10 protein-coding genes and 1 pseudogene are annotated in these 15,448 nt (G+C 72.4%); 7 read left to right on the forward strand and 4 right to left on the reverse strand.

Features of this window, described 5'->3' with window-relative positions:
• Positions 1 to 160: 160 nt before the first annotated feature.
• Together LV79_RS16850 and LV79_RS16855 are read left to right on the forward strand one after the other, a co-directional pair.
• Positions 161 to 436 (forward strand): annotated as a pseudogene (locus LV79_RS16850) (helix-turn-helix domain-containing protein); the annotation flags it as partial.
• Between the two features lie 17 nt (positions 437 to 453).
• Complete coding sequence (locus LV79_RS16855) at positions 454 to 1,026, forward strand: carboxymuconolactone decarboxylase family protein (RefSeq protein ID WP_253837776.1); 573 nt, start codon at positions 454 to 456, stop codon at positions 1,024 to 1,026.
• 48 nt (positions 1,027 to 1,074) lie between these two features.
• On the opposite strand, the gene LV79_RS16860 is transcribed toward LV79_RS16855, so the two are convergent.
• The 3 genes from LV79_RS16860 to LV79_RS16870 all read right to left on the reverse strand — a co-directional run bounded on the left by LV79_RS16860 (position 1,075) and on the right by LV79_RS16870 (position 4,638).
• Positions 1,075 to 2,139: a cobalamin-independent methionine synthase II family protein gene (locus LV79_RS16860; protein WP_253837778.1), complete on the reverse strand. Its 1,065-nt coding sequence runs from the start codon at positions 2,137 to 2,139 to the stop codon at positions 1,075 to 1,077.
• Between the two features lie 79 nt (positions 2,140 to 2,218).
• Entirely contained in the window at positions 2,219 to 3,349 is a 1,131-nt protein-coding gene (locus tag LV79_RS16865) for a trans-sulfuration enzyme family protein (protein WP_253837780.1), read from the reverse strand.
• The gene (locus LV79_RS16870) at positions 3,349 to 4,638 is read right to left on the reverse strand and encodes an aminotransferase class V-fold PLP-dependent enzyme (RefSeq protein WP_253837783.1); all 1,290 of its coding nucleotides are present in this window, start codon (positions 4,636 to 4,638) and stop codon (positions 3,349 to 3,351) included. The genes LV79_RS16865 and LV79_RS16870 overlap by 1 nt, the downstream gene beginning before the upstream one ends.
• Before the next feature lie 344 nt (positions 4,639 to 4,982).
• On the opposite strand from LV79_RS16870, the gene LV79_RS16875 reads away from it, so the two are divergent.
• From LV79_RS16875 to LV79_RS16895, 5 genes are all read left to right on the forward strand, one after another.
• Entirely contained in the window at positions 4,983 to 5,945 is a 963-nt protein-coding gene (locus LV79_RS16875; protein WP_253837785.1) for a DUF1702 family protein, read from the forward strand.
• Positions 5,946 to 6,019: 74 nt separating this feature from the next.
• A complete protein-coding gene (locus LV79_RS16880) occupies positions 6,020 to 7,924 on the forward strand; it encodes an FG-GAP repeat domain-containing protein (RefSeq protein ID WP_253837787.1) in 1,905 nt (634 codons plus the stop codon).
• The gene (locus tag LV79_RS16885) at positions 7,921 to 8,886 is read left to right on the forward strand and encodes an enediyne biosynthesis protein UnbU (protein ID WP_253837789.1); all 966 of its coding nucleotides are present in this window, start codon (positions 7,921 to 7,923) and stop codon (positions 8,884 to 8,886) included. Before LV79_RS16880 ends, LV79_RS16885 begins: the two co-directional genes overlap by 4 nt.
• On the forward strand, positions 8,883 to 14,267 hold the full coding sequence (locus tag LV79_RS16890) for a type I polyketide synthase (RefSeq protein ID WP_253837799.1): 5,385 nt from the start codon (positions 8,883 to 8,885) through the stop codon (positions 14,265 to 14,267). Before LV79_RS16885 ends, LV79_RS16890 begins: the two co-directional genes overlap by 4 nt.
• Positions 14,264 to 14,677, forward strand: coding sequence for an acyl-CoA thioesterase (locus LV79_RS16895; RefSeq protein ID WP_253837800.1), 414 nt, complete (start codon positions 14,264 to 14,266; stop codon positions 14,675 to 14,677). Before LV79_RS16890 ends, LV79_RS16895 begins: the two co-directional genes overlap by 4 nt.
• On the opposite strand, the gene LV79_RS16900 is transcribed toward LV79_RS16895, so the two are convergent.
• Positions 14,674 to 15,420, reverse strand: coding sequence for a DUF899 family protein (locus LV79_RS16900; protein WP_253837801.1), 747 nt, complete (start codon positions 15,418 to 15,420; stop codon positions 14,674 to 14,676). The two genes, LV79_RS16895 and LV79_RS16900, sit on opposite strands and share 4 nt — an antisense overlap.
• Between the last annotated feature and the right edge of the window lie 28 nt (positions 15,421 to 15,448).

Below are 15,448 nucleotides of genomic sequence, written 5' to 3' on the forward strand. Positions count from 1 at the left end.
GCGGTGCTACCGTCGATGTCGGTCGGCTGCACACCCGCCGACGATCAGTCCACTGTGGAACCCCTCCGACCCCGGTGCCGGGGCGGTTCCCGGGCATTCTCAGCGAGGGGCGGACGTGGACGAACCGGCGGTGCGCGCCGTCGAACGGGTCATCGCGGACATGCGCGGCAGGCTCGCGCAGTCGCTCACCGTCGACGACATGGCCAGGGTGGCGCTGTTCAGCAAGTTCCACTTCAGCCGGGTGTTCCACCGGCACACCGGGGTCTCGCCCGCCCGGTTCCTGTCCACGTTGCGGTTGGCGGAGGCCAAGCGGTTGCTGGCGACCACGACGCTGAAGGTGACCGACATCAGCGCCAGGGTCGGGTACCGCAGCCCGGGCACGTTCAGCGCCCGGTTCAAGACCTGCGTCGGGGCGTCCCCGACGCAGTACCGCGAGTCCACGAGAGGACAGCGTTGACCGAGCAGAAGCCGATGACCGAGCGGGTGCCGATGGTGCCCGAGGCGGCGGCGACCGGCCGCGTCGCCGAGCTCTACGAGCAGGCGCGGGTGGCGACCGGGTTGCCGTTCGTGCCGGACGTGTTCCGGTTGGCCTCCAGCACCCCGAACCTGTTGGAGGTGGTGGTCGGCGGGTACACCGGGGTGTTCGCGGACAGCGCGTTGTCGCGCGGCACCAAGGAACTCATCGCCGCGTGGACCTCCCGGCTCAACGACTGCGGGTACTGCACCGTGGCGCACGGCTGGTTCCTGCAGCAGTTCGGCGGGTCGGCCGAACTCGCGGCGGCGATCACCTCCAGCGGCGGGCTGGCGGACTTGCCGGTGGACGAGCGAACCCTGACGCTGTTGCGGTTGACGGCGAAGGTGACCGTCGGTGCGTCCGATGTGGACGCGGAGTGGGCGGACGCCGCGCGTGAGTGGACCCAGGAGCAGTTGCTGGAGGCCGTGTTCTGCGCGGCCCTGTTCGCGTTCATCAACCGCCTGGTCACCACGCTGGGCCTGACCGCGCCCACACCGCAACCCACGCCGTAGCCCGGAGTCGGGACCGGCGGTACTAGCGCCGGTCCCGACTCACTGGCTCTACAGACCCAGTTCCTGCGCGGCGAGCGCGGTGCCCTGGACCCGGGCGGCGACCTTGGCGAAGGCGACCTCCCGCGAGGTGGACACGTCGTCGGCGAACGGCGAGAACCCGCAGTCGTCGCAGGTGCCCAGCCGGTCGACCGGGATGTGCCTGGCGGCGGCGAGCACCCGGTCGCGGACCTCCTCCGGGGTCTCCACCCTGGGGTCGATCGGGTCGATCACGCCGACGAACACCCTCTGGTCGTCGCGGGAGTGCTGGGCCACCACCGACAGCACCCGCTCCGGGTCGGGCTCGCTGGCCAACTGCAGGTAGAAGCGGCCCGCGTTGAGCTGGAACAGGTGCGGCAGCAGGTCCGCGTAGTCGACGTCGAGGCTGTGCACGGAGTCCTGGTCGCCGCCGGGGCAGGTGTGCACGCCGATGCGGGTGCGCTCCTGGGCGGTGAACCGGTCGAGCACCTGGTTGTTGAGCGCCACGAACGACGCCAGCAGCCCACCCGACGGGTCGAGCTTGAGCGAGAGCCTGCCCTCGGTGAAGTCGAGCTGCACCGAGTCCGCCCCGGCGTCGAGGCTGGTGCGGATGTCGGCCTCGGCGGCGTCGACCAGGTCGGCGATGAACGCCTCCCTGGGGTAGCCGTCGATGCCGTCGGCCGGGTAGATCAGGCTCAGCGCCGAGGGGGCGATGACGGCCTGCTTCACCGGCACGGTGGCGTGCTTGCGCGCGGCGGTGAGGTAGTCGGCGGCGTTGGCGCCGTAGCGGAACGGACCCGCGGTGAGCCGGGGCAGGGTCCGGGTGTGGCCGTCGGCGAACGGGATGACCGCGCCGTCGGGGGCGAGCGCGGTGATGCCCTGCAGCGGGTAGCTGACGAAGCTGGGCTTGCCCTGCTCGCCGTCGGTGACCACGGGTGATCCGGCCGCCTGCAACGCCTGGATGGTGTCGGCGACCGCGTCATCGACCGCCGCGGCCAAGCCCGCGTCGTCCAGGTTCCCCGCGGCGTGGTCGGTGACCGCGTCCAGCAGGGTCTTGGGTCGCGGGATGCTGCCGATCGGCTCGGTCGGGATGGCCATGGGCTTCCTTTCGGGTGGTGCTGGGGGATGTGCGGGGTCACCAGTCGGGGAACGGGAGGTTCAGGTGGGGCAAGGCCGGCTAGAGGCCGTTGGCCAGGGCGGTGCTGAGGTCGTCGGCGAGGTCGGTGGCGTCCTCGATGCCGACGGAGAGCCGGATGAGGTCGTCGGTGATCCCGGCGGCGGCGCGCACGTCGACCGGGACGGGTCGGTGGGTCATCAGGGCGGGGCACTCGATGAGCGAGCGGACGCCGCCGAGGCTGACCGCGCAGGCGAACAGCTCGGTGCCGGCGAGCAGCTTCTCCACCTGGCCCGCGTACCGGAAGCTGATGATCGACCCGGGTGCGCTGAGCTGCCGGGCCGCGATCTCGTGGCCCGGGTGGTCCGGCAGCCCCGGGTAGAGCACCCGGGTGACGCCGGGCGCTTCCAGCAGCAGGTCGACCAGCGCCTGGGCGGTGCGGACCTGCCGTTCGACCCGGACGGACAGGGTCTTGACGCCGCGGTGCACCAGGAAGCAGTCCAGGCCGCTGGGGACGTTGCCCGCGACGGTGCGGTGGCCGGTGAACGCCCGGTGCAGCGCGGGGTCGTCGCACACCAGGGCGCCGCCCAGCACGTCGGAGTGCCCGGCGACGAACTTGGTGGTGCTGTGCAGGCTCACGTCCGCGCCCCAGCGCAGCGGGCGTTGCAGCGCGGGGCTGGCGAAGGTGTTGTCCACCACCACGAGCGCGCCCCTGGCGTGGGCGAGCCCGGCGACCTCGGCGATGTCGATGACCTTGAGCAGCGGGTTGGTCGGGGTCTCCAGCCAGACCATGGCGACGTCCTCGGCGAGGGCGGCGCGGGCCTGCTCCCGGTCGGACAGGTCCACCTGGTCGACGCGGACCCCGAACCGGCGCAGGCCGGTGATCAGCGCGTGGGTGCCGCCGTAGACGTCGTCGCAGCACACCAGCCGTTGCCCAGGGGACAGCAGCGACAGCGCGGTCGTCGCGGCGGCCTGACCGGAGGAGAACACGGCGCAGTGCGCGGCGCCCTCGACCGCGGCCAGGCACTGCTCCAGCGCCGCCATGGTCGGGTTCTCGCCGCGGGAGTAGAAGTGCGTCGGCGGGTCCTGGGCGTACCGGTCGTAGGTGGTGGCGACGTGGATGGGCGGCACGACCGAGCCGTGCGGCCCGCCCACCTCGTGTCCACTGTGGACCACCCGGGTGGCGAACCGCATCAGAGGAACCGCTCGGTGGGGTGCTCGGCGGTCCAGAACCCGGGTTGGACGGTGCGCAGCGCGTCGCGCACGAGGTCGACCTCGGCCTCGGTGTTGTAGATCCCGAAGGACAACCGCACGGTGCCGACGACGCCGAAGGTGTCGACGAAGGTGTTGGCGCAGTGCACGCCGCTGCGCACCGCGATCCCGTGCGCGTCGAGGTGCCCGCCGACGTCGTAGGGGTGGATGCCGTCGACCACGATGGACACGATGCCGCTCGGGTCGGCGGCGGGGTCGCCGACGACGCGGACCCGGGGCAGGTCGGACACTGCGGCCACGGCGGCGCGGACGAGGGTGTCGTCGTGCGCGCGGATGGCGTCCCAGCCGATGTCGGCCAGGTAGTCGAAGGCGGCGGCGAGCCCGACCGCGCCCGCGATGTGCGGGGTGCCCGCCTCCAGCCGCGCGGGGACCGGGACGTACCGGACGCGCTCGGTGGTGCTGATGCCCTTCACGGTGCCGCCGCCGACCTGGTACGGCTCCAGTGTGCCCAGCAGTTCGCGGCGGCCGTAGAGGACTCCGATCCCCATCGGACCGTACATCTTGTGCCCGGAGAAGACGTAGCAGTCGGCGCCCAGCTCGCGGACGTCGACCTGGCGGTGCGGCACGGCCTGCGCGCCGTCCACGACCACCGGGACGCCGTGGTGGTGGGCTTGAGCGACCATCTCCCGCACCGGGTTGACGGTGCCGAGCACGTTGGACACGTGCGTCACCGCCGCCAGCCGCGTCCGGGGACCGAGCGCGGCGGCGAACACCTCGACGGGGACGGTGCCGTGCTCGTCGGCGGGCACGACGACGAGTTCGGCGCCGACGGACTCGCACAACCGGCGCCAGGGCAGCAGGTTCGAGTTGTGCTCCATGCCGGTGACCACGACCTGGTCCCCGGCGCCGACGAGGTCGCGGCCGAGGGTGTCGGCGAGCAGGTTGACCGCGGCGGTGGTGCCGGGCACGAACACCACCTCGTCGGGGTACTCGGCGCCGATCGCGTGCTGGACGGTGGCCCTGGCCTGTTCGTAGACGTCGGTGGCCAGGTGGCTGAGCTGGTAGTAGCCGCGGCCGACGTTGGCGTTGGCGCCGGTGTAGTGCGCGGTGATCGCGTCGAGCACCCGGCGCGGTTTCTGCGCGGTGGCCGCGTTGTCCAGGTACACCAGCGCCCTGCCGCCCAGTCTGGTGGCCAGGATGGGGAAATCGGCGCGGGCCGATTCCCCCGGGGTCACCTGATTTCGCGGCGTGGTGTCCAGCAGCTCGACCATGCGCACTCCTGATTCGCCTCGGATCGGCATTGCCCGGCCGGTGCGGGCGCGCCTGTACCACCGGACCGGTCCCGTGCCCACCAGCCCGCCGTGCACCAAAGGAGGAAGCGACCACGCTGGTCGCCGTCGCGGAGCTTACCACCGAAGGCAGGAGCGAGATACCCGCGCACCGGCACCCCCGGTCCCACAAAGGACACCAGCGAAAACATGCTACAAACGGGGGAAAGGCCCGCTGTTCGCTTGACAGGGGACAGCGCGAGCGGGGCAAGATCGAGCGCGGCTCACTATCTATTTCGCAAGTAATGTTCTCCCCGCCGTTGTGGCGAGCCAGAGATGAGAACAGCATGGGCACTCAGCACGGTTCTCCCGACCGACCCGGTGTGGTCGACGCGCCGAGCCGGGGTCGGGGGGTGGCGCCCCGACTGCCGTTGGCCATGGCCGACTTCGCCCGCCGCGGGTTCCGGGTGGACCGGCCGCAGCCGCGCGAGCACCTGGAGCGGCACGCGCGCTCGTTCCTCACCGGCTACAACCTCGCCGCGGCGCACTGGCGCTCGGTGCGGGCCGCGGTGGACACACTGCCCGCCGAGGAGCGCGGTTTCGCGCACGAGGGGGCCGCGATGTACGCCGGGCAGCGCGACGTGTTCACCCGGGGCCGCTCGGTGGCGGCGCTGTTGGCCGAGTCCGGCGCGGACTACCCGCACATGATCCACGTGGGCGCGGGATGGGCGCTGGCGGTCAGCAGGTTGCCATTCCCGGTCCGGCTCACCGACACCCCGTTGTTGCGGTGGCTGGCGCTCGACGGCGCCGGGTTCGCCGAGGTCTTCTTCGGCGGTCGCCGCGCGCTGCGCCGCCGCACCGAGCGGGCGGGCGCCGACCCGCTGCGGCTGATCAGGCTGGCCGGGTCCGGCCGGGCGCTGTGGTTCATGACCGCGGGCGACCCGGAGGACATCCGGGAGTTCGTCGCCGAGGCCCCGGCCCCGACGAGACCGGCGCTGTGGAGCGGGGTCGGCCTCGCCAGCGCCTACGCGGGCGGCGTGCCCCCGCGGGAGTTGGACGCGCTGCGCGAGTACGCGGGCGCGCACGCCGGTCACCTCGCGCAGGGCGTGGTGTTCGCCGCGACCGCGCGCACCCGCTCCGGGATCGTCCCCGAGCACACGGCGCTGGCCTGCGAGCGGATCGCGGGCACCACCCCCGAGATCGCCACCGGGTGGTCCGAGGAGGCCGCCGCCGACCTGGGCGAGCGGGCCGACGTCACCGCGTTCCTGCGGTGGCGCGAGGGCATCCGGACGCTGAGCGCCCGGGGCTGACCGGGCCGCACCCCATTTCCTTCCCCTTCCGGCCACGCGGCCTCGACCGCGCGGCCGATCCCGAGAGGTCTGCCATGCCCGGAAGCATCCGGCGCTCGACGAGCGCCGTCGTCGCGGTCGCGCTGTGCGTGGCCGCGGGGCTGGTCACCGCGTTGCCGGAGACCAGCCAGGCCGAGCAGGACGCGGTGGCCGCCCGGTTCGGGTTCCGCCAGGTGCCGGTCAACACCACCCCGGTGGGGGCGCGGTACGTGCGGCCGGTGCAACCCGGCCTGGTCGGCATCCAGTCGTGGATCTCCGCGGTGGGCGCCGCCGTCGCGCTGACCGACCTGCGCGGTCTCGGGCGCCCGGCGGACCTGTGCCTGGTCGACCCGCGCGACGACTCGGTCCGGATCAGCCCGCTGCCCGAGGTCGACGGCCCCCGGTACCCGGCGTTCGAACTGCGGCCCGACCGCTACGACGCGACGATGGCGCCGATGGGCTGCGTGCCCGCCGACATCAACGCCGACGGCACCTCCGACATCATCGTCTACTACTGGGGCCGCTCCCCCGTGCTGTTCCTCAACCAGGCGGCCCCCGGCCAACCCCCGTCGGCGGAGTCGTTCCGGGCGGCGGAACTGGTCGAACCGATGCAGGTGTGGAACACCACCGCGCTCAACGTCGGTGACATCGACGGGTCCGGTGACCTGGACATCGTGGTGGGCAACTACTTCCCCGACGGCGCGAAGGTGCTCGACCCGGACGCGGCCGGGGACGAGCGGATGGCGATGCAGGACGGCATGGGCGACGCGGCCAACGCGGGGCCGAGCCGGGTGCTGCTGACCAAGCCCACCGGGGTGCCCGGCGCCAAACCGACGATCACCGACGTCAGCGCCGACGTGCCAGCCGACGCGTTGGGCGGCTGGGTGCTGGCGGTCGGCATGCAGGACCTGACCGGCGACGGCCTGCCGTCGCTGTACCTGGCCAACGACTTCGGCCCGGACACCCTGCTGCTCAACAACTCCACGCCCGGCCGGGTGTCGTTCACCCCGGTCTCCGGTTCGCGGGACATGCTCACCCCGAAGTCGGAGGTCCTGGGCCACGACTCGTTCAAGGGCATGGGCGTCGCGTTCACCTATTCCTCCGGCACCGGCCTACCCGACATCGCGGTCAGCAACATCACCGAGAACTACGCCTTGCACGAGAGCAACCTGCTGTTCGTCCCCGACGGAACAGTGGCCGACCTGCGCGCCGGAACCGCCCCGTACACCGAGCACAGCCAACGCCGCGGTATCGCCCGCAGCGGGTGGTCGTGGGACATCAAAGCGGGCGATTTCGACAACGACGGCACCGACGAACTCGCCCAGGCGACCGGATTCGTACTCGGTGAACGCGGCCGGGACCGGTGGGCTTTGTTGCAGGAGTTGGCGATGGGCAACGCGGAATTGTTGAAGTACCCCGGATCGTGGCCCAACTTCGGCCCGGGCGACGACCTGTCCGGTGTCCGCGACGCCAACAAGTTCTGGGTCGACGGTCCCGATGACCGCTATCTCGACCTGGCGGGCCAACTCGGCATGACCCAGCGGGCACCCTCTCGCGGGTTCGCACTGGGCGACGTCAACGGCGACGGGCTGCTGGACATGGTCGTGGCCAACCAGTGGGACGACTCGGCCCTGTTGCTCAACACCGCGACCGGCGCGCCGCCCTCGGCGCAAGTCGAACTCCTCGCCCCCGGCGGCACCGGCACCCGACCGGCGATCGGCGCCCAACTCGAGGTACCCGCCACTGCCGGGGTCCCCGCGCAGAAGTCGCAGCTCTACCCGGCCAACGGCCACGCCGGTGCCTCCGGCGCCCAACTGCACGTCGCACTGCCGCGCGGTTCGGCCACCACCGCGACCGTCACCTGGCGGGACGCGGCGGGCCGGCACCACGCGCCGGTGCGGCTGACCCCCGGGCACCACCGGTTCGTGCTTCAGCCCAACGGAGAGGTGGCGGCCCGATGACCACGGAGACGACCAATCCCGCCCTCGTCCACCCCAACGGCGTGACCGCCATCAACACCCAGCCGGAGACCCAGCCCGAGGCCGTCCCGGTCAAGCCCAAGCGGGACCCGAGGGTGCTGGCGCTGCAGCGCTTCGCCATGTCGATCTCGGCGTTCACCATCCTCGGGCACATCTTCTTCGGCTTCGAACAGGCACCGATCACCCCGATCGTCGGCCTGCTGGTCGGGTACGCGAGCGCCATCGGGTTCGAGGCGCTCGACGCGTGGGCCTACAACCGCCAACCGGACTTCGCGGGCGGCGCGCGCGCCCTGGGCGTGTTCCTCCTGCCCGCCCACATCGGCGCCTTGGCGTGCTCGATGCTCCTCTATGGAAACTCCTCCCTCTGGCCCTACCTGTTCGCGATCATCGTCGGCAACGCCAGCAAGTACGTGGTGCGGCTGCGGATCAAGGGGAAGCTGCGGCACGTCCTCAACCCGTCCAACACCGGCATCGCCGTCACGCTCGTGCTGTTCGACTGGGTCGGCATCGCGCCGCCCTACCACTTCACCAACTGGCTGCACGGCGCGCTGTCCTGGCTGATCCCGGTGGGGATCCTGATGCTGGGCACGATGCTCAACGCCAAGCTGACCAAGAAGACCCCGCTGATCGCGGCCTGGGTCGGCGGGTTCGTGCTGCAGGCCCTGGTGCGGTGGCTGGTGCTCGACCACGCGCTGGTCGGCGCGCTGCTGCCGATGACCGGGGTGGCGTTCATCCTCTACACCAACTACATGATCACCGACCCTGGGTCGACGCCGTCCGCGCCGCGCGGGCAGGTGGTCTTCGGGTTCACCGCGGCCGTGGTCTACGGGGTGCTGGTGTCCTTCGGCATCGTGTTCGGCCTGTTCTTCGCGCTGGTGATCACCTGCCTGCTGCGGGGCGGGGTGCTGCTGGTGGCCAGGGCGCGGGGTCGGGTGCCCGCGTGAGCGCACCCGGGGTCGCCGTGGTCGGCATGGCCTGCCACTACCCCGACGCCCACGACCCGGACCAACTGTGGCAGGCGGTGCTCACCGGCCGCCGGGCGTTCCGCCGGATCCCGCCCACCCGGCTCTCGCCCGCCTACCTGGGTGAGCGCGACGACCCGGACCGCACCTACGTCACCCACGCCGGGGTGCTGCGGGACTGGGAGTTCGACCGGTCCGCGTTCCGGGTACCGGTCGGGGTGCACCGGGCGGTCGACCACACGCACTGGCTGGCGCTGCAGACCGCCGCCGAGGCGCTGGCCGACGCCGGGGTCCCGGACGGGGACGGCCTGCCGCGCGACGAGGTCGGGGTGGTGCTGGGCAACTCGCTGGGCGGGGAGTTCAGCCGGGCGGCGCAGATCCGCACCCGGTGGCCGTTCGTGGCCAGGGCGGCCGGGGCGGCGCTGCGCGGGAGCGCGGTGCCCGACGAGGTGGCCGCGGCGGTGCTGGCCGAACTGGAGGCGCAGGTCAAGGGCCGGTTCCCGGAGCCGACCGACGAGACCCTGGCGGGCGCGCTGGCGAACACGATCGCTGGCCGGATCGGCAACCACTTCGACCTGCGCGGCGGCGGCTACACCGTGGACGGGGCGTGCTCGTCGAGCCTGCTCGCGGTGACCCACGCGGCGCGCGCGGTGGCGGCCGGGGAGTGGCGGTTCGCGCTCGCGGGCGGGGTGGACCTGAGCATCGACCCGCTGGAGTTGGTCGGGTTCGCCCGCGTCGGGGTGCTCGGCGTGGACGAGATGCGCGTGTACGACGCCGATCCGACCGGGTTCCTGCCCGGTGAGGGGTGCGGTGTGCTGCTGCTGACCACTGTGGACGAGGCCCGCCGCCGTGGGATGCCGGTGTACGCCGAGCTGCTCGGGTGGGGCATCTCCGCCGACGGCGCCGGCGGGTTGACCCGGCCCTCGGTGTCCGGGCAGCGGCGGGCGATGGACAGCGCGTACCGGATGGCGGGCGTCGAGCCGTCCGCTGTGGACCTGGTGGAGGGGCACGGCACCGGGACGGCGGTGGGTGACGAGGCGGAGCTGCTGGCGTTGTCCGGGCTGCGCGGCCCGAGTGGACCGAAGGCCGCGCTGGGGTCGGTGAAGGCGAACATCGGGCACACCAAGGCGGCGGCGGGCGTCGCCGGGTTGATCAAGGCGGTGCTGTCGGTGCGGGCGGGCGTGCTGCCCCCGACCACCGGCTGCGAGGACCCGCACCCGGTGCTGCGCTCCCCCGGCACCCCGTTGCGCGCGCTGGCCGAGGCCGAGGGGTGGGACCGGTCGACCCGCGTGGCGTCGGTGTCGGCGCTGGGGTTCGGCGGCATCAACTCCCACGTCGTCGTCGGCGCTACCCGCCCACCCGCTGACCTGGTCGCCCCTGTCGTCGCCCCGGCGCGCCACGACATCGTGCTGCTCGCCGCCGACACCGCCGCGGAGTTGGCGACCGTCCTGACAGAGCGCGCGGACTGGTTCGCCGGGCTGAGCGACGCCGAGGTGCATGACGTCGCCGCGAGCAGCCGCGCGGACGGGCCGGTGCGGTGCGCGCTGGTCGCGTCCCGCCCTGCCGAGCTCGGGGCCGCCGCGGTGGCGGCCGCCGCCCGGCTGGCCGCCTGGGACGGGACGCTCACGGTCGCCGCCACGGCGGGGTTCGTCCTCGCCCAAGGCGCGGCGCCCTCGGTGGGTCTGCTGTTCCCCGGTCAGGCCGCGCCGGTTCGGCCCGAGCTGTCGACCTGGGCGAACGGGCTCGATGTCCCCGCGCTGCCCACTCCGGTGCGCGCCCATGACACCGACACCGCGGCGGCCCAACCGGCGATCCTGCGTCAGAGCCTGGCGGGCCTGGCATGGCTGACGCGACTGGGCTGCACGGCGGACGGCGCGGTCGGGCACAGCCTCGGCGAGATCGCCGCGCTGGTCTGGGCGGACGCGCTCGACCCGGCTGCCGCGTTGCGCCTCTCCGCCGCCAGGGGCCGGGTGATGGCCGACCACGGCCGGACCGGCACCACGATGGCCGCCCTGGACTCCCCCGCCGACCGGCTCGATGCCTTGATCGCGGGCACCTCGGTCGTGCTGGCCTGCGACAACGGCCCCCGCCGGACGACGGTCGCCGGTCCGGTCGAGGAGATCGCGACCGTGCTGGACCGCGCCGCCGCCGCTGGGATCGGGGCAACCGCGCTGACCGTGTCGCACGCGTTCCACAGCGACGCGATGGTTCCCGCGCAGGAGCCGCTGCGCGCGGTGCTGGCCGAGGTCGAGTTCCGTCAGCCGCGCCGCGCGGTGCTCTCGACCGTCACCGGCGGCCCGCTCGAGGACGCGGACTTGGCGGCGGTCCTGCTCGAGCAGCTCACCGCGCCAGTCCGGTTCCGGGAAGCCGTCACCGAGCTGGCCGGTCGGGTCGGGCTGCTGGTCGAGGTCGGCCCCGGTCGCACGCTCAGCGGTCTGGCCGCCGACTGCGCCCCGCACGTCCCGGTCGTCGCACTCGACTGCGGCGGTCCGACCCGCTCACACGCCATCGTCACCGCGACCCTCATCGCCGCGGGTGTCGCCGACCCGGCCGTCTGGTTCGCGGGCCGCTCCGACCGGTACCTCCCGCCGGGCACGCCCATGTCGTTCCTGCGCAACCCGTGCGAGACCGACGGCGACACCACGCCCGCACCTGTACGACAGCGGCCAGTGGTGGCTGCCGTGGCCGACACCGGTGCTGACGCGTCGCTTGTGCTGCGCACCCGGCTGGCGGACGAGTGCGAGCTGGACCTGGCCGGGATCACCGACGACACCTCGTTGTCGCGGGACCTGCACCTCAGCTCGCTGCGGATCGTCACGCTCATCACGCAGGTGGCCGCTGACCTGGGCCGCAAGACCCCGCAGGCGTTCCCGGCGTTCGCCGACGCGACCGTCGGCGAGGCGGCCGAGGTGCTCGCCGAACTCGACTTGGTCGACGCGCGCACCGAGACCGGGGTCCGGGGAGTCGACGCCTGGGTCCGACCGTTCGCTCACCACTGGGTGCCGGGAGTCTCGCGCCGCGCCGCCGCCGAGGTCGAGTGGACGTTCCACGCGCCCGACGGGCATTGGCTGCGGTCGTCGCTGGTCAGTTCGAGCGGCCGGGCAGGGCTCGCCGCGTACCTGCCTGACGAGGCCGGCGTCGCTGAGGTCGCCGGGCTGCTCAGGGCCATCGGGGAACAGCGGCCCGCCGTGGTCGTGCTGGCCCACCACGGTCACCCGGCCGCGGCTGCGGTGGCTCGGAGCGCGCAGACCGAGCTGACCGATGTCGCGACAACGGTCGTGCGGGTGCCTCACGAGGCGACCGATCTGGACCCGGTGTTGATCGCGGGTAGCGGGCACCAGGAGCTGCGGGTGCGGGCGGACGGTGTCGTCGAGCACTTGGCGACGGCGTTGTCCACCTCCGACGAGCGCGGCGAGCTGCCGATCGGGCCCGGCGAGGTCTGCGTGGTCACCGGTGGCGTCACTGGCATCACCGCGCACACGGCCATCGCGCTGGCCCAGCGCACGGGCTGCGTCCTGCTGTTCACCGGGCGCCGTCCGACTACCGATCCCGGCGTTGTCGACGGTCTCGCCGCCGCGCGCAGACAGGTCACCGCGCACTACCACCCCGGTGACATCACTGACCCGGTCGCCACCGAGGCGGTTCTGACAGAAGGCCGCCTACTGGGGCCCATACGAGGAGTGCTGCACGGCGCTGCGGTCAATGAGCCGCGCCTGATGTCCACAGTGGACCCCGAGACGCTGAGACGGGCGGTGTCACCCAAGGTCGACGGTCTCCGCACCTTGCTCAACGCGGCTGGCGACGAACTGCGGCTGGTGGTGGCGTACGGGTCGATCATCGGCCGAGTGGGACTGGCCGGGCAGTCGGAGTACTGCGTGGCCAACGAGTGGCTACGGCACACGGTCACCGAGTGGGCGGCTACGCGGCCGGGGTGCCGCGCGCACTGTGTCGAGTGGTCGCTGTGGTCCGGCGTCGGGATGGGCGCCCGCATGGGTGTCGTCGACGGGCTCGCCGCACGCGGGGTCGTACCCATCACTCCGTCGACGGGCACCGAGGCCCTGCTCGAACTCTTGGCCCGCCCGAACGCTCCTACCACTGTCATGCTCAGCGGCCGGTTCCCCGATTCCGCGACGTTGACCCTGTCAAACCCGGACATCCCACTGCTGCGGTTCCTGGAGGAGACGCGGACGGTCACCCCGGGCGTGGAGGTCGTGGCGGACGCGGTCCTCACCTCCCGCGATGACCCGTATCTCGCCGAGCACACCATCGACGGCGTCGCGGTCCTGCCCGCGGTGCTGGGACTGGAAGCGGTCGCCCAAGCCGTGCACGCGACCACCGGTGACCGCACCAGGTGGGCATTCCACGACATGGAGCTTCCCGCGCCCATCACCGGTGATACCACCAGGAAGGTGCGGATCGCGGCCCTCGCCGACGGCGACCAGGTTCGCGCGCGGATCACCGACGACAGCGACCGGTTCGACCTCGCGCGGCTAAGCGTGACCGTCAGACCCGCCTCAACGCCGCCCGCTGCCGAACCTCCCGGCTCACCACCGCCCAGGAGCGCGCAGCACCCGTACTACGGGCCACTGTTCTTCCACACTGGACGATTCGCCCGACTGCTGGGATACGACTACCTGTCGGCGTTCGAGGTCGGGGCGTGGATCGACACAGCGGACACGAACTGGTTCGCCGGTGTCCACTCCCAACAGTTGCTCCTGGGTGACCCCGGCCTGCTCGACGCCAGCATCCACGTCCTACTCGCCTGCCTACCGCATCGAGCCGTGCTGCCGATCGGCGCCGACACAATCACGTTGTGGCGCAAACACACCGGCCCCGCCTATGTCCGCGCTCGGGAACTGCGCCACACCGCCGACGAGTTCACCTACACCGTCGACGTCATCGCACCCGACGGGAACTACATCGCCCGCTGGGACGGCCTGCACCTGCGAGCGGTCGGTACCCGCACGTGGTCGACCCCGTTGCCCGCCGCACTGGTGGGTCCGCTGCTCAGCCGCAGGCTCATCGAGTGCGGCATCGCCGACCGGCTGGAGATCCGGTCCGCGCTCGTGCAGGGGCAACTCCACCTGGACTCACCGGATCCTGTATGGACGGCGGTCTCAAACGCCACAGGGCGACCGGACCCGTTGTCCGTCACCCTCCAGGACAAGACCGGGGAGAGCACCGCCGACTCCACGGCCCGCTCCTGCGCCATCCACCACGCCCTGGTCCGTGCGGGCCTGGCGGGCGAGCCGACCATCCTGTCCGTGGACGGCACCTGCGTCACCCTCGGCGCGGGCGAGGCGTTCCGCGTCGCCAGCCTCGCGGTCGACGGGTACGCCCTCGCGGCGGTGGTGCCGCGGTGACCCGGGCCTACACCTACCGGCACCGGGTGACCTTCGACGAGACCAACCTGGTCGGCAACGTCTACTTCACCAACTACCTGCACTGGCAGGGCCACTGCCGCGAGCACTTCCTCGCCGACCACGCACCCGGCGTGCTCGACGCGCTGCGCTCGGGCGAGCTGGCGCTGGTGACGGTGTCGTGCGGGATGAACTTCTACACCGAGTGCTTCGCGTTCGACGTCATCGAGGTGGCGATGCGGTTGGGCGCGCGCGGCGGCAACCGGATCACCATGGACTTCGACTTCGCCCGCGATGGCACGGTCATCGCCACCGGCACCCAGACCGTGGCGTGCATGCGCAGGCGGGACGGGGGGATGGAACCGGTCCATCCCCCCGACGACCTGCGGGCCGCGTTGGCCGAGTACGCCTAGGGCGCGAGGTTTCCGCGCAGCCGCCCGGCGTAGGAGTTCTCCGCGTACCACTCGCCGCGCCCGCTCGGCAGCAGGTCCAGGATGTGCCAGACCGGGTTGAGCTGGTCGAAGCCGCCCTCGGCGTCGTCCATGAAGTTCGCCCGCTGGGTGTAGAAGTGCCGCACCCGGTCGCCCTCGCGGCGGAACACACTCGCCATCGGCAGTTGGTCGCCGTCCTCAGTCTCGGCACCGACGTCGAGGTTGAAGGAGTTGCCGTGGCTGGAGAGGAACCGGATGCCGTCCCAGCCGCGCCGGTTGGCCCACCGCCGGATCTCCGGCACCGGGGCCTTGGCGATCACCGCGAACGCCGCGTGCTGCAGGATGTGCCGGGACACGCCGTGGAACCCGTCGACCCACAGCGAGCACATCGGGCAGACCTGCTCCTCGCCCGGGTGGAACATCATGTGGTAGACGAACAGGGTGTCGTGCTCGCCGAACAGGTCGACCAGCCGCGTCCTCGACAGCGGCTCGGTCAGGCCCAGGTCCAGCGGTCCCTCGTCGAACTCGTAGTCGTCGAGCAGCGGCCCCTGCGGCATGTCGCGGCGCAGCGCGGCCAGCCGGTGGACCTCCTTGTGCAGCGCGTGCTCGGCGCGGTCCAGCTCGACCCGCGCGGCCGTGTACTCCGCGCTGGCCCCCTTGGGCCACATCGCGACCGAGTGCTCGGTCTCGGCGCCAGTGCTCACCGTGGTTCTCCCTGTGCTCATCGCCGGTTCCCCTCGTGATCGCCAGCGA

This window comes from Actinokineospora globicatena (genome assembly GCF_024171945.1).
Classification (GTDB): Bacteria; Actinomycetota; Actinomycetes; order Mycobacteriales; family Pseudonocardiaceae; genus Actinokineospora; species Actinokineospora globicatena.